Genomic DNA, 22,504 nt, shown 5'->3' with positions numbered 1-22,504 from the left:
GGCCGAACGGGGAGGAGCAGATGAGCGCAGGCAGCGGCACGCCGTTTGGCGGCACCGTCGGCAAGACGGTTGCGGAGTCAAAACCCTGGTGGCCGGAGGCGACGAGGCCGCCCGAAGACGCGCCGAACATCCTGGTGGTGCTGTTCGACGATGTCGGCTTCTCCGATTTCGGCTGCTACGGCTCGGCGATCAGGACTCCGACCATCGACAAGCTCGCTGCGGGCGGCCTGCGTTACAGTGGCTTCCACACCACGGCCATGTGCTCGACCACGCGTGCGGCGCTGCTCACCGGGCGCAACCACCATTCGGTCGGCGTCGGCTGTCTTGCCAATTTCGATTCCGGCTATCCCGGTTATCGCGGCAAGATCGCGCGTGAGGCGGGGACGCTCGCCGAGATGCTGCGCGTGCACGGCTACCGCAACTACATGGTGGGCAAATGGCATGTCACGCCGCTGACCGAGAGCGGCGCCACCGGTCCGTTCGACGGCTGGCCGCTCGGGCGCGGCTTCGACCGCTTCTACGGCTTCCTCGATGCCGAGACTGACCAGTATGCGCCGGAGCTCGTCTCCGACAACACGCATATCGATCCGCCGGGCACCTATGCCGAGGGTTATCATCTGACCGAGGATCTGATCGACCAGACCATCCGCTTCATCGGCGATCATCATGCCGACCGTCCGGATGTCCCTTGGCTCACCTGGGTCGCGCTCGGCGCCTGCCACGCGCCGCACCAGGCGCCGGCCGAGATCATCATGAGCTACGACGCCGCCTTCGCGCACGGCTGGGACGTCGAGCGCGAGCAGCGACTGGCGCGCCAGAAGGCCATGGGGTTGGTGCCGGAGGCAACGCGGATGCCGGCGCGCAATGACGGCGTCAAGGCCTGGGAGGAGCATTCGGCCGACGAGCGCAGGGTCTTCACGCGGCTGCAAGCAGCCTTCGCAGGCATGCTCGACCATTCCGATCGGCATCTCGCCCGGCTCGTCTCGTTCCTGGACACGGCCGGCATCCGCGACAACACCATGATCATCGTGATGTCCGACAACGGCGCGAGCCAGGAGGGTGGGCCGCTCGGCTTCGTTAACGCAATGGGACCGTTCAATTTCAAGCCAGAGCCGATCGCTGAAAAGCTCAGCCGCATCGACGACATCGGCGGGCCCGACACACACAGCAATTTCCCGCATGGCTGGGCGATGGCCTCGAACACGCCGCTGCGCCGCTACAAGCAGAACACCCATGGCGGCGGTATCCGCGATCCCCTCGTGATCAACTGGCCGAAGAAGATCGCAAGCCGAGGCGAGTTGCGGCACCAGTTCGTTCATGCCTGCGATCTTACGCCGACGCTGCTGGAACTGATCGGCATCGAGGCCCCCGCGACCATCGCGGGCTGCCAACAAATGCCGCTGGAAGGCGAGAGCTTTGCGCGTTCGATCACGGAAGCATCTGCACCCTCGAAGAGCTCGCCGCAATATTTCGAGATGTTCGGCCATCGCGGGCTATGGCACGGCGGATGGAAGGCCGTCGCCTTTCATCCGTCGGGCACGCCGTTCGAGAACGACAAGTGGGAGCTGTTCCATCTCGACGAGGATTTCTCCGAAACCGACGACCTCGCGGCCGAGGAGCCGGAGCGTCTTGCCCGGATGATCGCCGCATGGTGGGAGGAAGCCGGGAAACACAAGGTATTGCCGCTCGACGACCGCTTCGGGCCGCGCTTCGCGGAGAATGCCGCGCGCTTCCACGGCGCGCGCCGGCGCTTCGTCTTCCACGCCGGGATGGGGCATGTGCCGACGGACGTGGCGCCCGATGTACGCAGCCGCAGCTACACGATCGAGGCGCATGTCGAGGTCGGCGAGGCAGGCGCAGACGGCGTGCTGATCTCACACGGCGATGCGACCTCGGGCTACAGCCTTTACGTCAAGGGCGGCCTCCTCGCGCACGATCTCAACATCGGCGGCAGCCATCAGATCGTACGGTCGGACCGCAAGGTGCCTCCGGGTGCGCGGCGCCTCGGCGTTCACGTCGAGCGGCTCGTGCGCAAGGAGCCGCCGGCGAAGGGCGCGCGCACGGGTGTCTCGGAATACACGCTGCTGATCGACGGCGAGCCGGCGGGTTCGCTCCAGACCCAGCTCGGCTTCCACACCTTGATCTCGTGGTCCGGGCTCGACATCGGGCGCGATCGTGGCAGCCCCGTATCGCATTACGAGGCGCCGTTCGAGTACGAGGGACGTCTGCTGCGTGTTACGGTCACCATGCACGACGACCAGAAGCTCGATGGCGATGCTGTCGGCAACGCGCAGATGGCGCGGCAATAGCGGAAGAAGCCCGCTACTTGATCTTGTCGTAGGCCGCTGCGAAATCGTTCAGCGGCATCGGGATCGCGATCGTCTCCTTGGCCATGTTCTGGAAGGAGACCTTCAACTGCTTGCCTGATCGCAAGGCGGCGAGCAGATCCGGCGCCACGGGTATCGAGGCGTAGCAGCCACGGTTCTCACAGGTCTGGATCTGCAGATCGAACGTCTTGCCCTCGTCGACCTGGAGCTTGGCGCCGAGGGGAAGATTGAGGCCGAGTGGCAATTGAAGCAGGGCGATCGGCGTACGAGTGTCGGGCGCGATACGAATGTTAATCAGGACGACGGTTTGACCGGTCTTGGTCAGCACTGCGTTCTGCTCCATCGCGCATTCGAGCGGCGCGTCGCGGCTCGGGCTGCTGCAGCGGACGATCCAGCCGGGTTGCCCCGGAGTGCCGTCCGCCTGCGCTTGCGTCGGAGCGGGAGCCGGCTGCGCTGCCGGGGCAGGAGCGGCGGCGTTCTTCTTGGCACTCTGCTGGGCATTCGCGGCGCCGGTCGACAAAATGGCAGCGGCAGCGAGGGCGACAAGTCGGAATTGTATGAGCATGACGAAACCACATTGGCGTGTAGCGAAGGCCCCCGCTGTAGCGTTGCGGGAGGCACGGCGCAAGCCTACTCGGCGGCTTCCTTGACGTTCCCGTGCGCGGGCGCCTCGTCGCCTTCGCCGTCAGCCGAGCGGCCCCAGGTGGAGAACCAGTTGTTGAGCTCGTCGAGATAGAGATAGACCACCGGCGTGGTGAACAGGGTCAGCGCCTGGCTGACGAGCAGGCCGCCGACCATGGCGTAGCCGAGCGGCTGACGGATCTCGGCGCCGGTCCCGTGACCGAGCATCAGCGGCACGCCGCCCAAGAGCGCGGCCATCGTCGTCATCATGATCGGGCGGAAGCGCAGCAGCGCGGCCTGGCGGATCGATTCCTCCGGTGTCTTGTGCTCGTCGCGTTCGGCGGCGATCGCAAAGTCCACCATCATGATGCCGTTCTTCTTCACGATGCCGATCAGCAGGATGATGCCGATCAGCGCGATCAGGCTGAAATCGAAGCCGGCGGCCATCAGGATCGCGAGCGCGCCGACGCCGGCCGAGGGCAGGGTGGACAGAATTGTGATCGGATGGATGTAGCTCTCGTAGAGGATGCCGAGGATCAGATAGACCACGACGAGGGCCGCGAGGATCAACAGTGGCACGGTGCCGAGCGATTGCTGGAACGCCTGCGCGGTGCCCTGGAAGCTGGAATTGAGTGTCGGCGGCGTGCCGAGCTCGGCCATCGCCCGCTGCACGGCCTCAGTCGCCTGACCGAGCGCCACACCTTGAGCGAGGTTGAAGCTGATCGTGATCGACGGGAACTGGCCCTGATGGCTGATCGAGAGCGGGCGGACCGGATCGGTGCTCCAGGTCGCAAAGGTCGAGAGCGGCACCTGTTCGCCGGTTAGCGGCGATTTCAAATAGAGCTTGTTCAAGGTGTCGAGATTACCCTGCATCTCCGGCAGGACTTCGAGGATCACCTTGTAGGTGTTGAGCTGGGTGAAATATTGCGTGACCTGCCGCTGTCCGAATGCGTCATAGAGCGTGTCGTCGATCAGCTGCGGCTGGATGCCGTAACGGGCGGCGGTGTCGCGGTTGATCTTGAGCTGCACCGTAGTGCCCCGCGTCTGCTGGTCGGTCGCGACGTCGCGCAGCTCCGGCAGCGTCTGCATCTTGGCCAGGATCTTCGGCGCCCATTCGTTGAGCTCGTCCAGATTGGCGTCCTGGAGCGTGAACTCGAACTGCGTCCGCGTCGGCCGGCCGCCAAGCCGGACGTCCTGGGCGGCCTGCATGTAGAGGCGGGCGCCCTCGACCTTGTCGAACTGCGGACGCAGCCGCGCGATGATCTGCTGCGCCGAGGCCTCCCGCATTTCGCGCGGCTTCAGCGTGATGAACAGGTTGCCGTTGTTGCCGGCGCGGCCGCTGCCGCCGATCGACATGGCAACGCTGGCCACGTCCGGATCTGCCAGGATGATCTTGCCGAGCTGCTCCTGACGTCTGACCATTTCCTTGAACGAAATGTCCTGGGAGGCTTCGGATGTCGCCGTGATGAGGCCGACGTCCTGCTGCGGGAAGAAGCCCTTCGGAATCAGGACGAACAGGTAGATCGACAATCCGAGCGTGACGAAGAAGATCGCCAGCGTAGTACGGCGCCAGGCCAGGGCGTGGTCGAGCACATACTCGTAGCCGCGCAGCAATCCGTCGAAGGCGCGCTCGCTCCATTGGTAGACCCTGCCGTGGGTCACCTCGCCATGCGCGCGCAGGAAGCGTGAAGCCATCATCGGCGTCAGCGTCAGCGACACGAACATCGAGACGAAGATGGTCATCGCGAGCACCACCGCGAACTCGCGGAACAGGCGCCCGATGATGCCACCCATCAGCAACAGGGGGATCAGCACCGCGACCAGCGAGATGCTGATAGACACAATGGTGAAGCCGATTTCCTTGGAGCCCTTGAAGGCGGCCTCCATCGGCGAGTCGCCTTCTTCGATGTAGCGGGTGATGTTCTCGAGCATCACGATGGCGTCGTCGACCACGAATCCGACCGCAATGGTGAGCGCCATCAGCGACAAATTATCGAGCGAATAGCCGACCACCCACATCAAGGCGCACGCGCCCAACAATGCCAATGGCACCGTCACCGTGGGAATGACGGTGGCCCAGAAGTTACGCAGGAAGACGAAGATGACCATCACCACGAGGGCGATGGTCAGCAGCAGCGTGAACTGGACGTCTTCGACCGCGGCACGGATGGTCGTGGTCCGGTCGCTGATCAGCTCGATCTTGATGGCAGGCGGAATTGCGGCCACGAGGCGGGGAAGGGTCGCCTTGATGCGGTCGACGGTCTCGATGACATTGGCACCGGGCTGCTTGAATATCACCAGGAACACGCCGCGCTTCCCGTTCGCCCAGGCCGCCTGCTTGGCGTCCTCGGCAGCGCTGACAGCCTGGCCGATGTCGCGGATTCGCAACGGACCGCCGTTGCGATAGGCGATGATAACGTCGTTCCAGTCCTTCGACTGCGTGAGCTGGTCGTTGGCGTAGATCGTATAGGCGCGCTTCTCGCCGTCGATATTGCCCTTGGGGCTGTCGACCGTGGTGATCGCGATCGCGCTGCGCACGTCTTCCAGCGACAGGCCCTTTGCCACAAGCTTGCCGGGATCGACCTGAATGCGGATGGATGGTTTCTGCTGGCCGCCGATGAAGACCTGCGCGACGCCCGAAAGCTGGCTGATCTGCTGCGCGAGCTGGGCGTCGACCGCGTCGCTGACGCTGGTCAGAGGTAGCGTCTCTGACGTCGCCGACAGCAGCAGGATCGGGGCATCCGCCGGATTGACCTTGCGGTAGGTCGGCGGCGAGGGCAGGTTTTTCGGCAATTGCCCGCTGGCGGCGTTGATCGCCCCCTGGACGTCGTTGGCCGCGCCGTCGATGCTGCGATTGAGATCGAACTGGATGGTGATCGATGCCGTGCCCAGATAGCTCGTCGAGGTCATCTGCGCGATGCCCGGAATCTGGGCGAATTGCCGCTCGAGCGGTTGCGCCACCGACGAGGCCATCGTCTCGGGGCTGCCGCCCGGCAGGTTGGCGGTGATCTGGATGGTCGGGAAGTCCACCTGCGGCAGCGGCGCGACCGGCAGCAGGGGATAGGCGACGAGACCGACGAAGAGAATGCCGGCCATCAGCAGCGAGGTGCCGATGGGATAACGGATGAAAGGTGCCGAAATCCCGCCTCCGATCATTCCTGTCGCACCTTGTTCTGGGCTGGATCCGAGCTTGCCACCGCCGTCGAGACGAGGCTTCCGGGTTGCACCTTGAACTGACCGCCGACGATGACCTGCTGGCCGGGGCTCAGCCCTTCCTCAATGACCGAACGTCCGTCGATGGCATAACGGACCTTGACCTTGTGCAGCTCGGCCTTGTTGTCCTGATTGACCGTATAGGCGTAGAGGCCGTTGGTCGAATGCTGGACCGCGTCATCCGGAACCACGGTCGCATCCTTCAGCGTCCGTACCAGGAGCCGCGTCGAGACCGATTGGCCCGGCCACAGCGCGTGGTCCTTGTTGTCGAACACCGCCTTGAGCCGGATCGTTCCGCTGGTGGTGTCGACCTGGTTGTTGATGACCGCGAGCTTGCCCTCGGCCAGCGTCTTCTTGCCGTCCGTTGTGAAGGCGATCACCTTCAGGGCGCCGGCCTTCTGGCCCTCGCTGATATAGGGGAGCTGGTCTTCCGGTGCCGTGAAGATCACCGTGATCGGCTCGACCTGCGAGATCGTGACGATGCCCGTCTGCGTCGATGCGTTGACGATGTTACCGATGTCGACCTGGCGGAGCCCTGCGACACCGGTTATCGGTGCCTTGATCTGGGTGTAGTCGAGCTGGGTCTGGGCGTTGGCGACGGCGGCTTCGTCGGCGGCGATCTGGGCGGTGAGCTGGGCCACGGTCGAGCGCTGGGTATCGACCCGCTGCGCCGTGGCGAACTCGCCGAGCCTCATGGCCCGCTGGAGCTCGAGATTGGCGTTGGCGAGACTAGCCTCGTCTTGCGCCTTCTTGGCCTTGGCCTGGTCGAGCGCGGCTTGATAAGGGCGGGGATCGATCGATACCAGAAGCTCGCCTTGCTTGACGATCTGGCCCTCTTTGAACTCGAGCTTGTTGATCTGGCCATCCACGCGGCTTCTGATCTGAACCGTATTGAAGCCCTGAACCGTGCCCAGACCAGTGAGGTAGACAGGAAAGTCGGTCCTCTGGACCGGAGCAACGCTGACGGGGACAGCGGACGGGCGAGGCGCTTGTGCGGTCCGGGCTTTTTCAGCTTGGGACGAGCCGAATTTCTGCCAACTATAATAGCCCGCGGAGGCCACGGCCGCGATGATCAGAAGCCAGAGGATCGGCCGGGACGTTTTCATGTGGTCTCGTGTCGGCTCGCATGCCCTCAGCTACGAATAATGGGGCAGTCGTAGAGTTCCATCGCGATGTATATTACACGCCAAGTTCAAGTGTAAACAGCACTATCGGTTGAGAATCCTAAACAATTGGAAAGCTTTGCGCCCCTCGGCAGTGGTCTGGCGCGGTGATGTGATGCGATGCATGTTCCCGGCATGACCGATCCGCTGGCCGCTCTCGCATGGCACCTGCAGCGGAGCGCTCAGGCCGAGTGCCGTTGCACTGAACGGTGTTCGGATCGATTGCAAGAACGGTTCTAAGTCGCGTAGCGGCCGTTTCGGTTGTCAGGCATTTCGGCATCGTTCATATCGGCGCCGCCACGAATGGAGCGCAGGATGGACGAGCTGAACGGCAAGCTGATCGCGTGTCAGATTCTGATCACGGGATTGATCGCGCGTGTCGCCAACGAGCAGCGCGATCCCTTGCGCTTCCTCACTGACTTTCGCGACGAGATCAAAGCCGTCGTCAACGGCGTCAACATTGCCGGCATGGAGGGCACTGATCGCGTGCGCGCCGTCGCGCAAAAGACTGTCGACGAATTGTTTTCGCTGATGAAGCCGCCCAGCAGCGACTGAGAGCGAGCGGGTCTTTCTGAGTTATCTTTAGAACGAATCCAATCATGTTTTAGAACGATTTCAAACTGCAGTTTAGAATCGCTTTGATCTGGATTGATTTAAGGGTTCTCGCGAGCGGCTCGCATTGACCCGCTATTTTGTCGCCGATACCAACAGCCATCGTTCGTCGAATTGAATGAGCGAACAGGAAGATGGGGCGTTTGGTAATGGGGCAGGTGGTCGCACCGAAGTCGTTGCGTTCGGTCGCAGCATTCGATCCGGTGGATGAGAGGTTCGCGGGCGTTTCCGGCAAAAGGGCTTCGGCGGTTGCGAGCTTGATCGCGGTGGCGTCGGTGTCGGGCGGCGCGCAAGCGCAGCAGTCGAGCCTGCCGCCGGTGACGGTCGATGCTCCGGTCGAGCGTCCGCGCCCGACGACCTCGAAGCCCTCGCCGGAGCAGGTGCGTGCGCGCAACGCGCTTCGCCGTGCCGCGCAGCCCCTGCAGACGGCCCAGCAGTCGGCTCCCACGACGCCATCGGGCGCGCCCGATGGCAATCCCTATGCCGATCCGGCGGCGCCCTACAAGGTCGATCATGTCCAGGCCTCGGGCAAGTTTCCCGAGAAGATGCTGAACACACCGAAGACCATTACGGTGCTGAGCAAGGAAGTGCTCGAGGACAAGAACGCCACGACGCTGAAGGAGATCGGACGCTCGACCGCGGGCGTGACGCTCGGCTCGGGCGAGGGCGGCAACGCGTTCGGCGACCGCTTCTTCATCCGCGGATTCGACGCACGCAACGACGTCTTCATCGACGGCATCCGCGATCCCGCCGTTTCCATCCGCGAGAACTTCTTCACCGAGCAGATCGAGATTCTGCGCGGTCCTGCATCCTCCTATGCCGGCCGCGGCACCGCCGGCGGCGCCATCAACATCGTCACCAAGCAGGCGGGCGACGTCAACTTCAAGCGCATCGGCACCGAGTTCGGTACCGATATGACCAAGCGCGTTACGCTCGACGTCAACCAGGTCATCGACCCGACCTTCTCGGTGCGTACCGGTGGTCTGTTCCAGGACGCCAACGTCGCCGGACGCAACTACGTCACGGACAATCGCTGGGGCAGCTTCATCTCGACCAAGTATACCCCGACCAACGACATCAAGATCACGACGAACTACGTCCATACCGATCTCAGCGGCTATCCCGATTTCGGCGTACCCTATTACAAGCAAGGCAACGTGCCGGTGACCTCGGCGGGCATTCCGCGTGGAAATTGGTACGGCTTCCTCAACCGTGACTTCCAGACCGCGCGGCAGGATTTCGGTACCGGCACGATCGAGTACAAGGTCAACGAGGCCATTACCCTGACCAGCAAGGTGCGCGGCGAGCACGCGCTGCTCAATTACATCGGCACGCTGCCGCAGAACCCGAACACGACCAATCCCAATCCGCTGCTCTGGACGACGACGGCGAGCGCGCAGAGCCGCTACCAGAACGTTGACGTGTGGGCCAACCAGAACGAGGCCACGTTCAAGCTCGACACCGGAGGGGTCAAGCACACCGCCGTGCTCGGTGTCGAATATTCGAACGAGAACATCTCGATCGACCGCTACACCGGTCTCTCGTCGGAACTGTTCGGCGGCGGTTCGACGAGCAACGGGGCTGTCACGGGAGTCAATCTGTACTCTCCGCAGTACACCAACATTCCCTTCAGCAACACGCCCTCGCTGGTGGGAAATCCGACGCGCTATGGCGTCAACACCAGCAGCGTCTATGTCATGGACACCGCGAACTGGCAGGACACGGTCATCGTCAATGGCGGCGTCCGCTACGACGGCTATAGCCAGAGCTCGTCCACAAACTCGGCCTACCTCAAGCAGACCGCCGATCTCGTCAATTATAACGTCGGCGTGGTCTACAAGCCGGTGTCGATCGGCAGCATCTATGCGGCGTATGCTACCTCGGCCAATCCGTTCGGTTCGGAGCTGGACGCGACGGGCACCGACTACGGCGGCGTTCCCGCCAACTCGACCATTTTGCTGGGGCCTGAGCGCAACAAGGCTGCCGAACTCGGAACCAAATGGGAACTGGCTGATCGGCACCTGCTGGTCACCGCCGCGCTGTTCCAGACAACGAAGGACAACGCACGCGAGACCGTCAGCGGTCTTCTCACCTCCGGCGCAGCCTACAGAATCCAGGGCATCGACATCGAGGCGGAGGGCAAGATCACCGACCGCTGGAGCATCTTCGGCGGCCTGGTGCTGATGCAGTCGAAGGTTACGCAGAGTGGCGTCGCCTCGAATCGCGGGCTGCAGCTTGCCAATATTGCCCACCAGTCGTTCAGCATGCTCTCGAAGTACAAGTTCGATGACGGTTGGGAGATTGGCGGTCAGGCGGTGTACCGTTCCAAGGTCTATGGCGGCACGTTCGCGGCCAACACCGGCAACGAACTGCCGAGCTATTGGCGCTTCGACGCGTTCGTCGAAAAGAAGATCGACCAGAACTGGACCATGAAGCTCTACGCACAGAATCTCACCAACAAGCTGTACTACGATACGCTCTATCGCAGCGCAGTACCTTTCGTGGCGGTTGCGCCGGGACGGGCGTTCTACGTCGTGACGACAGCGAAGTTCTGATCATGTTGACGTGCCTGCCTGGCATTCTCAGCAAGGATGATGTGGCGGATTTCCGCCGCATCATGGACGTCAGTGACTGGGAGGACGGTCGCTCCACCGCCGGTGCGCAGTCGGCCATGGTCAAGCGCAACGAGCAATTGACGCCGGACAGCGAGGTCGCGCGCAAGCTCGGCAACCGGATCATCTCGGCGCTGACATCGAATCCGCGCTTCATCGCGGCGGCGATTCCGCTGCAGATTTTCCCGCCGCTGTTCAACCGCTATGCGGCGAGCAGCGGCCATCATTTCGGCCTGCATGTCGACAATGCGATCCGCGGCGATCGCCTGACCGGCCTTCGCATCCGCACGGACCTGTCGGTCACGCTGTTCCTCGCCGAGCCGGAGGAGTACGACGGTGGCGAACTCGTGATCGAGGACACCTACGGTTCGCACGAAGTCAAGTTGCCAGCCGGGGACTGCGTGCTCTATCCCTCGACCAGCCTCCATCTGGTCACCCCGGTGACGAGGGGAACGCGGGTTGCGTCTTTCTTCTGGCTTCAGAGCATGATACGGGACGATCAAGCCCGGAGCATGATCTTCGACCTCGACACCGCGATACAGGCGCTGGTGGAACGGCTCGGGCGTGACGATCCCGAAACGGTCAAATTGACGGGTATCTATCACAACCTCATTCGCTACTGGGCCGAAGTATGAAGACCATGTCCTTGCAAGCAAGCTTTGCCGCAGCTTTGATGTTGGCGGGCATCTGGCTCGCATCTCCCGTTTCTGCTCAGACACAAAGCCCCCCGGCACCGGCGCAATCGGTGGCTCAGCCGGCCGACCCGACGCCGGTGGCGCCAGCAGCCACCGCGCCTGCAACCCCAGCGCCTTCGGCCTCGACGGCAACTGCTCCCGCTGCGCCCGCTGCTCCCGCGGCCACCGTTTCGACGACAGCAAAGCCCGATGCGGCCGCCGTCGCGCCGGCCATGAAGGAATTGTCGCCGTGGGTGATGTTCATGTCGGCGGACGTCATCGTGAAAGCGGTAATGGTCGGGCTCGCCTTCGCATCGCTGATGACCTGGACCGTCTTCATCGCCAAGTCGATCGAACTGTCGGTCGCCTCCACCAAGCTTCGTTCGGCACTGAAGAAGATCGCGGAGGCGCGCTCGCTCGCCGAAGCGCAGATGGCCCTCGGCACCAAGCCCGGCATCCTGCCGTCCTTCCTGGCGGCAGCGCTGCGTGAGGCGCGGATGTCGGCCGGATTGTCCAGCGATGCCGGCATCAAGGAGCGGGCGGCTTCGAGCTTCTCCGAAATCGTGCGGGCCGAACAGCGGCGCATCCGCATCGGCATGGGCGTGCTCGCCACCATCGGTTCGACCTCGCCGTTCGTCGGTCTGTTCGGCACGGTCTGGGGCATCATGAACAGCTTCATCGGCATCTCGAAGTCGCAGACTACAAACCTCGCGGTCGTCGCGCCCGGCATCGCCGAAGCGCTGCTCGCCACCGCGATCGGCCTCGTGGCCGCCATTCCCGCCGTCATCATCTACAACCACTTTTCGCGCGTGACGAAGAGCTATCTCGAGCTGGTCAGCCGCGCGTCGGGCGCGGCGGGACGGCTGCTCTCGCGCGACCTCGACCGCAGCCACGGCAGCGTGCATTCGCGCGCAGCGGAGTGAACCATGGGCGTTTCGCTTGCAGACAACGACGGCGAAGACGACGATTTCTCTGAAACGCATGACATCAACGTCACGCCGTTCATCGACGTCATCCTGGTGCTGCTGATCATCTTCATGGTCGCAGCGCCGCTTTCCACCGTCGACCTGCCGATCGATCTGCCGACGTCGAGCGCGACGCCGCAGAAGAAACCGGACAAGCCGACTTATCTCAGCATCAAGCCCGATCTGACGCTTGCGATCGGAGAGAACCCGGTTCACCGGGCCGAGTTGATCGGGACCCTCGACGGCCTGTCCGATATGAGCAAGGATAAGTATGTCTTCCTTCGCGCCGACAAGTCGGTGCCGTACGGCGAGTTGATGGGCGTCATGGAACTCCTGCGTTCGGGCGGCTATACGCGGGTGAAACTGGTCGCGCTGGAAGGCGCGCCGGGGGCGCCTGCGCCAGGCGCCGCTCAGCCTTAGAGGCCGGTTCATGTCGGACGAACTCAGACCATCCCGGAGGCTCTGGATCTTGGCGGCAGTGGCGGCGCTGGCGCTCCATCTGGGTGGTGCAGCGCTGGCGCTGGCTCATTTGCGCACCGACGACGACGGCGACGGCCTTGGCGCCAACGGTGCAGAGTTCGCCGTGGAGATGGCCTCGCCCAAGGCGCCAGAAACCGATCTGCCGCCGGGGCCCGACAGCGAAGCCATGCAGGAGCAGCAGGCGCTTCCCGAGCAGAAGGCCGAGACCAAGGAGACCGAGCTTCCAAAGGATCAATCGCAGGAGGTCGAGGATCCCGACCGGGTCGTGACCGAGAACAACGCAAAGAAGCCGGCGGAAGACGATCCGAAGATTCAGGCGGTCGAGACTCCGTCCGCCGAGGCGTCGCCGAAATCCGTTGCGACCGCGCGGCAGACGCTGGAGGAGGATGCCCGCGAGGCCGAGAAGGCGCTGGCGCCGGTCATCGGTATCGGCAAGGACATCCTGAAGCTGACGGCCGATTGGAATCGCAAAATCAGCGCGCATCTGGCGCTGCACAAGGTCAATCCGGAAGGCAAAGTGCCCAATAACCAGAAGGTCAAGGTGAGCTTCGCGATCAACCGGAAGGGCAACGTGCTGTCGGTGGACGTCGTGGAGTCGTCGGGGGATACGGCCTACGATGCTGCGGCGGTATCGATCGTCCGCAAGTCGGATCCCATCCCGCAGCCGCCTGCAGGACTGACCGAGGACCGGTTCGAACGTACCGTCGATATCATCTTCACCCCTCCGGACGCGAAGAAGAAAAAGACGGTTCAGCGCCAGTAGAGCCGGATACCAACATAGACCACGACCAGGCAGACGAAGATCAGCGCCACGGGAAGGGGCCGTTTCTGGGTTCCGGCGAATGCCGCCGCCCCAAAGGAGGCTGCCTGCTTCGGCTTCGGCGCCGGGCGGCGAAAGGCGGTAACATTGTCCGCCGCAGTTTCAGGTTGGCGTGGGCGAACGTCGGGCGGGGTGCCTGCACCGCCCATCTCCGCGTAGTAGGCCTTGTAGATCGCGCCAATGGTGGCTTCGGTAGCCTCGTCCTCGCTGATCTGCGTCAGCAGGTTCTTGTAGCTGTTGAGGAACTCCTGGGCTTCCGGAGGCAGCGCCGACGCGCCGTTGAGCTTGGCCATCATTTTCCAGGTGGCAAAATCCGCACGGGCGCGGGTGTCGGCGCGTCGCGCGATCAGCATATCGGCAGCTTTGACCAAGTCGGCCTCTGGCCCTTCGGCCTGTGTTCGGGTGTCATGTTCAACTACGCGTTGCCGGTCAGGAACAGAACAGCCTGAATCACATGACCGGTCAACGTTCGCAGTATTGCTGAAATAACATCAAGATTTAGACCGAACTGCGAGCCCGCGAGCGGCAGCAGGATCAAGAGGCCGATCAGGATCAGCATACCGAAAGGCTCGAGACGGGCGAGTGGCCAAGCGAGCTGCCGCGGCAACAATCCGACCGCGACGCGGCCCCCGTCGAGCGGCGGGATCGGCATCATGTTGAAGACGGCCAGCACCGCGTTGATGATGAGGGCATTCTTGAGGTTGTCGGCAACCCATTTCGCCGCGCTTGCGGGCACCAGCGGCAGGGCGTGGAAGGCGAAGGCTGCGGCTAGCGCCAGCAGGATGTTCGTGACGGGCCCGGCCAGTGCAACCCAGACCATGTCGAGCCTGGGATTGTTCAGCTTGCGGAAGTTCACCGGCACCGGCTTGGCATAGCCGAACAAGAACGGCGAATGTGCGAACAGCAGCATCGCCGGCAGGATCACGGTTCCGAACGGATCGATATGCCGGAGCGGGTTGAAGCTGACGCGGCCGAGCTGCGAAGCTGTGTTGTCCCCGAGCCTGTCCGCGACGAAGGCGTGCGCGGCCTCATGGAAGGTGATGGCGAGCACCAGTGGCAGCGCCCAGACGGAAAGATCATAGAAAGAGATGTTCACGGCTCGTCTGTCCCGGTTTGCCTCGTGGCCTTGCAGCCGACCCAGCCAACCCGCCGGTGCAGCAACGCTTCAGCTCAACATAGGGAGACCGGTTCCGAAATGCCACGCTGCAAATGGACTACCAGCAGCAGGCCGCCGTGCCATCTCGCAACTCATACAGGGATCGTCGTCTGATATTGGATCAAGCCGTCGTCGAGCTTCAGCCAGGCGAGCTTTTCCGACACCCAGATGTGCTCGGTCGGCGCAAAGGCGTTGCGGTCGTCGAAGGTCGCAAGCGCCACGCCCGCCAGCGTGCCGTTGCGCCGCCAGGCGAACAGGCGCGTGCCGCAGTGCTTGCAGAACACGCGGTCGATGTTCTCCGACGACGGGTAGCGCGCAGTATCGCCCTCGACGGCCAGCGCGCGCTGATCAAACTGCGCGCGAGCGAAATAGGGTGAGCCCATCGCCTTCTGGCAGATGCGGCAATGACAGATGCGGACGTTGAGCGGCTCGCCGTCCGCCTTGAACCGCACCGCGCCGCATAGGCATCCACCTTCCCGGATCATGATGTCCTCAATAGGTCGCCCGTCCACCCGAAATGTCGAACACCGCCCCGGTCGAGAACGCGCAGTCCTCGGACGCGAGCCAGGCTACCATCGCAGCGAGTTCCTCCACCAGCACGAAGCGCCCCTTCGGGATCTTCGACAGCATGAAATCGATATGCTGCTGCGTCATCTGGTCGAAGATTGCGGTCTTCGCTGCTGCCGGCGTCACCGCGTTGACGAGAATGTCGTGTGCCGCCAATTCCTTGCCGAGCGATTTCGTCAGCGCGATCAGGCCGGCCTTGGACGCCGAATAGTGCGCCGCGTTCGGATTGCCTTCCTTGCCTGCGATGGAAGCGATGTTCACGATGCGCCCGTATTTCCGCTCGAGCATCGCCGGCACGATCGCCTTGCAGCAGATGAAAGGGCCGTCGAGGTTGATGCGCAGCACCTTGCGCCATTCCTCGAGATCAGTCTCCCAGACTGGTTTGTTGATTCCGGCAATGCCTGCATTGTTGACGAGGATGTCGATCTTGCCGAAGGCGGCCAGAGTCGCATCGCGCGCCTGCTCGACGGCCGCGGTGTCGGTGACGTCGACCTTGAAGACTTTTATTTCGCCGCCAATCTCTTTTGCCGTCTTATCTGCGAGTGCAGCGTCGAAATCCCAGATCGCGACCTTGGCGCCGGAGGCGACAAAGCGGCTGGTGATTGCGCGGCCAAAGCCCTGCGCTCCGCCAGTGACGACGGCGACACGGCCGTTGAGATCGATCCTGTTCATGAAATTTGATCCCCAGCCTCAGAGCATGTAGCCGCCGTCGACGACGAGGTCGACGCCGGTGGTGAAGGCGCTCTCGTCGCTGCCGAGATAAACCGCCATGGATGCGATCTCCTCCGCAGTGCCGAGGCGGCCCATCTTCTGGCGGGAGATGAACATCTCCTTGCCTTGCGGCCCCTGCGCTGCGGCGCGGTCGAGCATCGAGGGCGTCTCGACGGTGCCGGGGCAGATCGAGTTGCAGCGGATGCCCTTGGTGATGAAGTCAAGCGCGACCGCGCGCGTCAGTAGCGACACGGCCGCTTTCGACGCGCTGTAGACATAGCGGTTTGCCGGCGGCCTCAGCGCGGCGCAAGACGAGATGTTGACGATGCTGCCGCCACCGCCCGCCAGCATGTCCGGCAGGAAGGCCTTGATGGTCCGGTGCATCGACTTGACGTTGAGGTCGAACGAAAAGTCGAAATCTTCTTCCGAGCACTCCAGGATGGTGCCGTGATGGACGAAGCCGGCGGCGTTGAGCAGGATGTCGATCTTGCCGACGCGCTTGGCAAAGGCGTTGACTTCGGCAGTGTTGCGGACGTCGAGCTTTGCGACCTCGGCGATGCCTTCCTTGGTCAGGCTCGCGATGCCGCTCTCGTTGATGTCGGTGGCGATGACGGTCGCGCCTTCACGCGCGAAGGCGATGGCGCATGCGCGCCCGATTCCTGCCGCAGCCGCCGTGACGACGGCGCGCTTTCCCTTGAGGCGATCTGCCATGTTGTTGTTCTCCTCACCTTGAATTTGAGGTGCCGTAGCTCGGATAAGCGCGCGAGCGCGATATCCGGGAGCGGTGTCCCGGGTGTCGCTTCGCTCGCTTGGGCTACGCGCACTTCGCCTAGTGATTATCCCGCGCCACGCCAAACGTGCCGGCGACGTTCTGATAGCGTGTCGCGAGCTCCATGCAGGCACCGGTCGATTGCTGGCCGACGGTGTTGCGGTAGATCTCCTGCCACGGCGTCTGGTTCGGCGGATGCTTGAAGCCGCCATTGGCCTTGAGCTCGGCATGGCGCTTCTTCAGCTCCTCGTCCGAGATCAGGATGTTGGCGCTGCCCTTGTTGAGGTCGATGCGCACCTTGTCGCCGGTCTTGAGGATCGCAAGACCGCCATTGGCGGCGGCTTCCGGCGAAGCATTGAGGATGGAGGGCGAGCCCGAGGTGCCGGACTGCCGGCCGTCGCCGATGCAGGGCAGGGACAGGATGCCGCGTTTGATCAATGCTGCCGGCGGCTGCATGTTCACGACCTCGGCGCCGCCGGGGTAGCCGATCGGACCGGTGCCGCGGATGAACAGCACGCAGCGTTCGTCGATATCGAGGGAGGGATCGTCGATCCGCTCGTGGTAATCCTCGGGCCCTTCGAACACGATGGCGCGGCCCTCGAAGGCGTTGAGGTCCTTCGGGTTGCTGAGGTAGCGGTCGCGGAATTCCTTGGAGATCACGCTGGTCTTCATGATCGCGGAATCGAACAGATTGCCCTTCAGCACCAGGAAGCCGGCGTCCTTCACCAGCGGCTTGTCGTAAGTCCAGATCACGTCGTTGTCTGGCTCCGGTGCGTTCTTGCAGTTCTCGCCGATACCGCGGCCGTTGACCGTGACCGCATCCTCATGGATGCGCTTGTGCTTCATCAGCTCGCGCACCACCGCCGGCACGCCGCCGGCGCGGTGGAATTCCTCGCCGAGATAGAAGCCGGCCGGCTGCATGTTGACCAGCAGCGGCACGTCGTGGCCGACCTTCTGCCAGTCCTCGATCGAGAGCTCGACGCCGATGTGGCGGGCCAGTGCGTTGATGTGGATCGGCGCGTTGGTCGAGCCGCCGATCGCCGAGTTGATCACGATGCAGTTCTCGAAAGCCTTGCGAGTCAGAATGTCCGAGGGCTTGAGGTCCTCCCAGACCATCTCGACGATGCGCTTGCCCGTCTCATAAGCGATCTGGCCGCGCTCGCGATAGGGCGCGGGGATCGCCGCGCAGCCCGGCAGCGAGAAGCCGAGCGCCTCGGCAAGGCCGTTCATGGTCGACGCCGTGCCCATGGTGTTGCAATGGCCGACGGAGGGGGCCGAGGAGGCCACGATCTCCATGAACTCTTCATAGTCGATCTCGCCGGCCGCAAGCCGCTCGCGCGACTTCCAGACGATGGTGCCGGAGCCCGTGCGCTCGCCAGCGTGCCAGCCGTTGAGCATCGGGCCGCCCGACAGCACGATTGCGGGCAGATTGACGGTCGCCGCCGCCATCATGCAGGCCGGCGTGGTCTTGTCGCAGCCGGTGGTGAGCACCACGCCGTCGAGCGGATAGCCGTAGAGGATTTCGACGAGGCCGAGATAGGCGAGGTTGCGGTCGAGCGCCGCCGTTGGGCGCTTGCCGGTCTCCTGGATCGGATGCGTCGGGAATTCCATCGCGATGCCGCCGGCTTCGCGGATGCCCTCGCGGACGCGATGGGCGAGTTCGATGTGGTGGCGGTTGCAGGGAGAGAGATCGTTGCCTGTCTGGGCGATGCCGATGATCGGCTTGCCGGACTGCAATTCGGCGCGGGTGAGACCGTAATTGAGGTAACGCTCCATATAGAGAGCGGTCATGCCCGGATTATGCGGGTTGTTGAACCATTCCTGCGAGCGAAGATGACGGCGAGTACCGTTGCTGCCGGTCGCATGCCCATTGGTTGGTTTCTTTGTCATTGGTTTCTCCTGCAATGCAAACGCACTGGCGCCCGTCTCATCGTGTCGGCATGCAATGCCCAACGGCGCGAGCGATGATCTGCGTTCCCGCTGGCGGGTCGTTTCCTCACGAGTCCGATACTAGTCGCCGCTACTTGGTAACGCTATCATTTTGTTCACCGCACCCGCGGCGGAAATGGCTGGCCTGCTGTCCGAACGCCGTGCCAATGAGCTTTGCCGCTCGATCACCTTGAAGCCGAGATCGAGCACCGGCTGCTCCGGGCGCTGCCCTTCGATGGCGTTGATCAGCATGGTGGCGGCCGTCTTCCCCATCTCATAGCGGTTGGTGCGGACGCTGGTGAGGGTGGGGACGGCGGAGGCCATGAATTCGAGGTCGTTGAAGCCCACGATGGCGATCTGCCCGGGCACCTCGATCTCCCGGCGCCGGCATTCGAACAGCACGCCGAGCGCGAGATCGTCATTGGCGCAGAACACCGCATCGATGTCAGGCTCCCGCGCCAGGAGATCGGTGAACAAAGCTCCGCCGAGCGTCACAGAAGTCGGTGTAGCGGTCGTGACGACGAGGCGTTGCTCGAACAGTCCAGCGTCCTTCATGGCCGAGACATATCCGTCCAGCCGCCGCTGCACCCGCGGATCCATGCGCGCGCCGACGAAGCCGATCATGCGGTGACCTTGTTCGAACAGGTGCGCAACCGCCGCACGAGCTGCATCGTAGTGCGAAAAGCCGATCATCATGTCGACCGGATCCGGGCCGATTTCCATGATCTGCACGATCGGGCAGTCCGCGGCTTCCAGCATCGCGCGGGATTCCGCGGTCTGGTCGATGCCGGTGACGATCAGCCCGGCCGGCTTCTGCGCCAGGAACAGGCGCAGCAATCTCTCTTCCTGGAGAATGCTGTAGCGCGTGTTGGACAACTGGATCGAGTAACGGCTGCCCTCCGACGCATCATAGATGCCGCGCAGTACGTCCGAGAACACGTTATTGGTGAGGGAAGGGATCAATACACCGATGACTTCGGTGCGTTGCGAGGCCAACGCGCGTGCGGCAAGGTTGGGCACATAGCCGAGCTCCTTGGCGGCGCTCTCGACCCGTGTCCGCTTGGCGACCGAAAGCGCCTCGGGATTGCGGAAGAAGCGGGACGCGGTAATCGGGCTGACGCCGGCGAGCTCGGCCACTTCGGCCAGCCGGATTTTGCCTGACTTGGTGCGTTTTCGACCCATTTGCTGCTCTTAACACAGTCAGTCCTGCAAACAAAGGAACGTTGACAGCGCTACCAGCAACGACTAACCAAAGACAAATTGCCAAAACCGCACAAACTACCGACAATGTCGCCCGCTAAGATCGGGCTTCGTTCGGTGAAGTCTGAAAAACAAGACGGTCACGGCGCTAGAGGCGTCGTGGACTTTCGAGGAGGGAGCTAGATGTCGTCTGTGCAAATCCGCGACGTGCGGAAATCGTTCGGCAATTTTGAAGTCCTGCACGGCGTGACGATTCCGATCGAGGACGGCCAGTTCGTCGTTCTGGTCGGTCCTTCCGGATGCGGCAAGTCGACGCTTCTGCGCATGCTCGCCGGTCTCGAGAACATCACCTCCGGCACGATCTCGATCGGCGACCGCGTCGTCAACAATGTCCAGCCCAAGGAGCGGGACATTGCGATGGTGTTCCAGAATTACGCGCTCTATCCGCACATGACGGTGGCCGAGAACATGGGCTTCTCGCTGAAGCTGCGCAATGCCAGCTCGGACGAGATCAACAAGCGCGTCAAGCGCGCCGCCGAGATCCTGGCGCTGTCGCCGCTGCTCGACCGCTATCCGCGCCAGCTCTCCGGCGGCCAGCGCCAGCGCGTCGCCATGGGCCGCGCCATCGTGCGCGATCCGCAGGTCTTCCTGTTCGACGAACCCTTGTCGAACCTGGACGCCAAGCTGCGCGTCGCCATGCGCACCGAGATCAAGGAGCTGCACCAGCGGCTGAAGACGACGACCGTCTACGTCACCCACGACCAGATCGAGGCCATGACCATGGCCGACAAGATCGTCGTCATGCATGACGGCATCGTCGAGCAGATGGGCACGCCGCTCGAGCTTTACGACAAGCCCGACAATCAGTTCGTCGCCGGCTTCATCGGCTCGCCCGCGATGAACTTTCTCAAAGGTCATGTTCGCGTGAACGGCGTTGCCACCTTCGAGGGACCGAACGGCGTCAAGTTGCCGCTCAAGACCGCGCCGGCGGCCTCGGACGGCCGGCCCGCAGTCTACGGCGTGCGGCCGGAGCATTTCACCATCGCCGATGACGGCGCCGAGGCCGAGATCATCGTGGTCGAGCCGACCGGCTCGGAGACGCAAGTGTTTGCCAAGGTCGGTGGCGAGCAGGTCGTCGCGGTCTTCCGCGAGCGTCACCAGTTCAACCCGGGCGACAAGGTGCGGCTGAAGCCCGACCCGTCCCTCGTTCATCTGTTCGACGATGCAACGGGCAAGCGCATGAACGCGTAGTTCATAAGACGAAAAACCATAAGACGACAAAGCATAAGACGACAAAAAAGCATCACAGGGAGGACGACATGCAAGACTTTACCCGCCGGAGTCTGCTTCAAGGCGGAACGGCATTGGCTGCGACCGGCATGCTGACCGGGCCGGCACTGTTCGACTTCGCCAAGGCCTGGGCGCAGAGCGCGCCCTGGAAGGCGGAGCCCGGCGCCAAGCTGACCGTGATGCGATGGAAGCGCTTCGTGCCGCAGGAGGACGATGCGTTCAACGCGATGGTGGCGGCGTTCAAGGCTGCCACCGGCACCGAGATGAACGTGTTCAGCGAATCCTTCGAGGACGTGCAGCCGAAGGCCTCGGTTGCGGCCAATACCGGCTCCGGGCTCGATCTCGCCTGGGGCCTGCACACGCTGCCGCAGCTCTTCCCCACCAAAGTGCTGAAGATGAACGACGTCGCCGATTATCTCGGCAAGAAATATGGCGGCTGGACCGATGCGGCCGCCAAGACTTGCAAGCAAGGCAACGACTGGCTCGGCATTCCCGTCGCGACCAACGGCGGTTACATGACTTACCGCAAGTCGGCGCTCGAGAAGGCCGGCTTCAAGGAATTCCCGAAGGATTTCCCCGGCTTCCTCGAAATGTGCAAGGCCCTGAAGGCCAACAACACGCCGGCCGGCTTCGCGCTCGGGCATGCTTCGGGCGACGGCAATTCGTGGCTGCACTGGGTGCTGTGGGGGCACGGCGCCTACACGGTCGACCAGAACGACAAGATCATCATCAATTCGCCGGAGACCGCGAAGGCTCTGGAATATTGCAAGGCGCTGTACGAAAGCTTCATCCCGGGCACGGCGTCCTGGAACGATTCCTCCAACAACAAGGCGTTCCTCGCCGGCGAGCTCCACTGCACGGCGAACGGCATCTCGATCTACGTCGCTGCCAAGACCGATGCGAGCAAGAAGGAGCTCGCCGCGGACACCTATCACGCGCTCTGGCCGGTCGGACCGGTCGGAAAGCCGACCGAGCTGCAGCTTGCGCTGCCGATCCTCGCCTTCAACTTCACCAAATATCCGAACGCGGCGAAGGCCTTCGTCGCTTTCATGCTGGAGAAGGAGAACTACGAGAAGTGGCTGGATGGCGCGCAGGGCTATCTGACGCAGACCTTGAACGCCTACGAGTCGGCGCCGATCTGGACGGCCGATCCCAAGAATGCCGTGTTCTCGCAGGCCTCCAAGCGCACGCTGCCGGCCTCCGGCGTCGGCACGGTCGGCGAGAAGGCGGCAACCGCGATCGCCGATTTCATCGTCGTCGACATGTTCGCCAATTACTGCACCGGCGCCAAGGATACGAAGGGCGCGATGGCGGACGCCGAGCGCCAGCTGAAGCGCATCTATCGCTGACGGTCACGGAGCGGGCGGCCGTCCGGCCGCCCGCTCGCCAACATTT

The 22,504-nt window shown here is 63.2% G+C and carries 19 protein-coding genes; 9 read left to right on the top strand and 10 right to left on the bottom strand.

Annotated elements, in window-relative coordinates; translation table 11 throughout:
- Positions 1-20 precede the first annotated feature (20 nt).
- Positions 21-2,309, top strand: a complete 2,289-nt coding sequence (locus ACYCVF_RS14850) for an arylsulfatase (protein WP_459596233.1) — start codon at positions 21-23, stop codon at positions 2,307-2,309.
- Between the two features lie 13 nt (positions 2,310-2,322).
- Here ACYCVF_RS14850 and ACYCVF_RS14845 read toward each other — a convergent pair whose 3' ends face one another.
- From ACYCVF_RS14845 to ACYCVF_RS14835, 3 genes are all read right to left on the bottom strand, one after another.
- Positions 2,323-2,892, bottom strand: coding sequence for an invasion associated locus B family protein (locus ACYCVF_RS14845; RefSeq protein WP_459596232.1), 570 nt, complete (start codon positions 2,890-2,892; stop codon positions 2,323-2,325).
- Between the two features lie 65 nt (positions 2,893-2,957).
- Positions 2,958-6,104 carry a multidrug efflux RND transporter permease subunit gene (locus tag ACYCVF_RS14840; protein ID WP_459596231.1) on the bottom strand — a complete coding sequence of 1,049 codons (3,147 nt, stop codon included), beginning with the start codon at positions 6,102-6,104 and terminating at the stop codon, positions 2,958-2,960.
- A complete protein-coding gene (locus ACYCVF_RS14835; RefSeq protein ID WP_459596230.1) occupies positions 6,101-7,267 on the bottom strand; it encodes an efflux RND transporter periplasmic adaptor subunit in 1,167 nt (388 codons plus the stop codon). The genes ACYCVF_RS14840 and ACYCVF_RS14835 overlap by 4 nt, the downstream gene beginning before the upstream one ends.
- A 372-nt stretch (positions 7,268-7,639) precedes the next feature.
- Between ACYCVF_RS14835 and ACYCVF_RS14830 the strand changes: the two genes are divergently transcribed.
- From ACYCVF_RS14830 to ACYCVF_RS14805, 6 genes are all read left to right on the top strand, one after another.
- Positions 7,640-7,879, top strand: a complete 240-nt coding sequence (locus ACYCVF_RS14830; protein WP_459596229.1) for a hypothetical protein — start codon at positions 7,640-7,642, stop codon at positions 7,877-7,879.
- Positions 7,880-8,085: 206 nt separating this feature from the next.
- The gene (locus ACYCVF_RS14825) at positions 8,086-10,491 is read left to right on the top strand and encodes a TonB-dependent receptor (protein ID WP_459596486.1); all 2,406 of its coding nucleotides are present in this window, start codon (positions 8,086-8,088) and stop codon (positions 10,489-10,491) included.
- A gap of 2 nt (positions 10,492-10,493) precedes the next feature.
- Positions 10,494-11,183 carry a Fe2+-dependent dioxygenase gene (locus ACYCVF_RS14820; RefSeq protein WP_459596228.1) on the top strand — a complete coding sequence of 230 codons (690 nt, stop codon included), beginning with the start codon at positions 10,494-10,496 and terminating at the stop codon, positions 11,181-11,183.
- Complete coding sequence (gene exbB / locus ACYCVF_RS14815) at positions 11,180-12,145, top strand: tonB-system energizer ExbB (RefSeq protein WP_459596227.1); 966 nt, start codon at positions 11,180-11,182, stop codon at positions 12,143-12,145. Before ACYCVF_RS14820 ends, exbB begins: the two co-directional genes overlap by 4 nt.
- Before the next feature lie 3 nt (positions 12,146-12,148).
- Entirely contained in the window at positions 12,149-12,607 is a 459-nt protein-coding gene (gene exbD, locus ACYCVF_RS14810; protein WP_061026395.1) for a TonB system transport protein ExbD, read from the top strand.
- Positions 12,608-12,617: 10 nt separating this feature from the next.
- On the top strand, positions 12,618-13,430 hold the full coding sequence (locus tag ACYCVF_RS14805; protein WP_459596226.1) for an energy transducer TonB family protein: 813 nt from the start codon (positions 12,618-12,620) through the stop codon (positions 13,428-13,430).
- On the opposite strand, the gene ACYCVF_RS14800 is transcribed toward ACYCVF_RS14805, so the two are convergent.
- The 7 genes from ACYCVF_RS14800 to gntR all read right to left on the bottom strand — a co-directional run bounded on the left by ACYCVF_RS14800 (position 13,418) and on the right by gntR (position 19,801).
- Positions 13,418-13,840 carry a hypothetical protein gene (locus ACYCVF_RS14800; protein ID WP_459596485.1) on the bottom strand — a complete coding sequence of 141 codons (423 nt, stop codon included), beginning with the start codon at positions 13,838-13,840 and terminating at the stop codon, positions 13,418-13,420. The genes ACYCVF_RS14805 and ACYCVF_RS14800 overlap by 13 nt on opposite strands.
- Before the next feature lie 62 nt (positions 13,841-13,902).
- The gene (locus tag ACYCVF_RS14795) at positions 13,903-14,583 is read right to left on the bottom strand and encodes a site-2 protease family protein (RefSeq protein ID WP_459596225.1); all 681 of its coding nucleotides are present in this window, start codon (positions 14,581-14,583) and stop codon (positions 13,903-13,905) included.
- Positions 14,584-14,735: 152 nt separating this feature from the next.
- Positions 14,736-15,128, bottom strand: a complete 393-nt coding sequence (locus tag ACYCVF_RS14790) for a GFA family protein (protein ID WP_459596224.1) — start codon at positions 15,126-15,128, stop codon at positions 14,736-14,738.
- Between the two features lie 7 nt (positions 15,129-15,135).
- On the bottom strand, positions 15,136-15,882 hold the full coding sequence (locus ACYCVF_RS14785) for an SDR family NAD(P)-dependent oxidoreductase (RefSeq protein WP_459596223.1): 747 nt from the start codon (positions 15,880-15,882) through the stop codon (positions 15,136-15,138).
- 18 nt (positions 15,883-15,900) lie between these two features.
- A complete protein-coding gene (locus ACYCVF_RS14780; protein WP_459596222.1) occupies positions 15,901-16,632 on the bottom strand; it encodes an SDR family oxidoreductase in 732 nt (243 codons plus the stop codon).
- Positions 16,633-16,750: 118 nt separating this feature from the next.
- Entirely contained in the window at positions 16,751-18,580 is a 1,830-nt protein-coding gene (locus tag ACYCVF_RS14775) for an IlvD/Edd family dehydratase (protein ID WP_459596221.1), read from the bottom strand.
- A 120-nt stretch (positions 18,581-18,700) separates the two neighbouring features.
- Complete coding sequence (gene gntR / locus ACYCVF_RS14770; protein WP_459596220.1) at positions 18,701-19,801, bottom strand: HTH-type transcriptional regulator GntR; 1,101 nt, start codon at positions 19,799-19,801, stop codon at positions 18,701-18,703.
- Between the two features lie 201 nt (positions 19,802-20,002).
- Between gntR and ACYCVF_RS14765 the strand changes: the two genes are divergently transcribed.
- Entirely contained in the window at positions 20,003-21,070 is a 1,068-nt protein-coding gene (locus tag ACYCVF_RS14765) for an ABC transporter ATP-binding protein (RefSeq protein ID WP_459596219.1), read from the top strand.
- Positions 21,071-21,138: 68 nt separating this feature from the next.
- A complete protein-coding gene (locus ACYCVF_RS14760) occupies positions 21,139-22,458 on the top strand; it encodes an ABC transporter substrate-binding protein (RefSeq protein ID WP_459596218.1) in 1,320 nt (439 codons plus the stop codon).
- Positions 22,459-22,504 lie beyond the last annotated feature (46 nt).

The organism is Bradyrhizobium cedriense (genome assembly GCF_054602315.1).
Note: the sequence above shows the minus strand (reverse complement) of the source record. Positions and strands in the feature narration are given on the sequence as shown.

Coding starts and splice junctions, on each gene's coding strand:
- ACYCVF_RS14850 (WP_459596233.1), top strand. CDS start 21: ATGAGCGCAGGCAGCGGCACGCCGTTTGGCGGCACCGTCGGCAAGACG.
- ACYCVF_RS14765 (WP_459596219.1), top strand. CDS start 20,003: ATGTCGTCTGTGCAAATCCGCGACGTGCGGAAATCGTTCGGCAATTTT.
- ACYCVF_RS14820 (WP_459596228.1), top strand. CDS start 10,494: ATGTTGACGTGCCTGCCTGGCATTCTCAGCAAGGATGATGTGGCGGAT.
- ACYCVF_RS14845 (WP_459596232.1), bottom strand. CDS start 2,892: ATGCTCATACAATTCCGACTTGTCGCCCTCGCTGCCGCTGCCATTTTG.
- ACYCVF_RS14780 (WP_459596222.1), bottom strand. CDS start 16,632: ATGGCAGATCGCCTCAAGGGAAAGCGCGCCGTCGTCACGGCGGCTGCG.
- ACYCVF_RS14825 (WP_459596486.1), top strand. CDS start 8,086: ATGGGGCAGGTGGTCGCACCGAAGTCGTTGCGTTCGGTCGCAGCATTC.
- ACYCVF_RS14835 (WP_459596230.1), bottom strand. CDS start 7,267: ATGAAAACGTCCCGGCCGATCCTCTGGCTTCTGATCATCGCGGCCGTG.
- ACYCVF_RS14760 (WP_459596218.1), top strand. CDS start 21,139: ATGCAAGACTTTACCCGCCGGAGTCTGCTTCAAGGCGGAACGGCATTG.
- ACYCVF_RS14785 (WP_459596223.1), bottom strand. CDS start 15,882: ATGAACAGGATCGATCTCAACGGCCGTGTCGCCGTCGTCACTGGCGGA.
- gntR (WP_459596220.1), bottom strand. CDS start 19,801: ATGGGTCGAAAACGCACCAAGTCAGGCAAAATCCGGCTGGCCGAAGTG.
- ACYCVF_RS14805 (WP_459596226.1), top strand. CDS start 12,618: ATGTCGGACGAACTCAGACCATCCCGGAGGCTCTGGATCTTGGCGGCA.
- exbB (WP_459596227.1), top strand. CDS start 11,180: ATGAAGACCATGTCCTTGCAAGCAAGCTTTGCCGCAGCTTTGATGTTG.
- exbD (WP_061026395.1), top strand. CDS start 12,149: ATGGGCGTTTCGCTTGCAGACAACGACGGCGAAGACGACGATTTCTCT.
- ACYCVF_RS14790 (WP_459596224.1), bottom strand. CDS start 15,128: ATGATCCGGGAAGGTGGATGCCTATGCGGCGCGGTGCGGTTCAAGGCG.
- ACYCVF_RS14775 (WP_459596221.1), bottom strand. CDS start 18,580: ATGACAAAGAAACCAACCAATGGGCATGCGACCGGCAGCAACGGTACT.
- ACYCVF_RS14840 (WP_459596231.1), bottom strand. CDS start 6,104: ATGATCGGAGGCGGGATTTCGGCACCTTTCATCCGTTATCCCATCGGC.
- ACYCVF_RS14800 (WP_459596485.1), bottom strand. CDS start 13,840: ATGCTGATCGCGCGACGCGCCGACACCCGCGCCCGTGCGGATTTTGCC.
- ACYCVF_RS14830 (WP_459596229.1), top strand. CDS start 7,640: ATGGACGAGCTGAACGGCAAGCTGATCGCGTGTCAGATTCTGATCACG.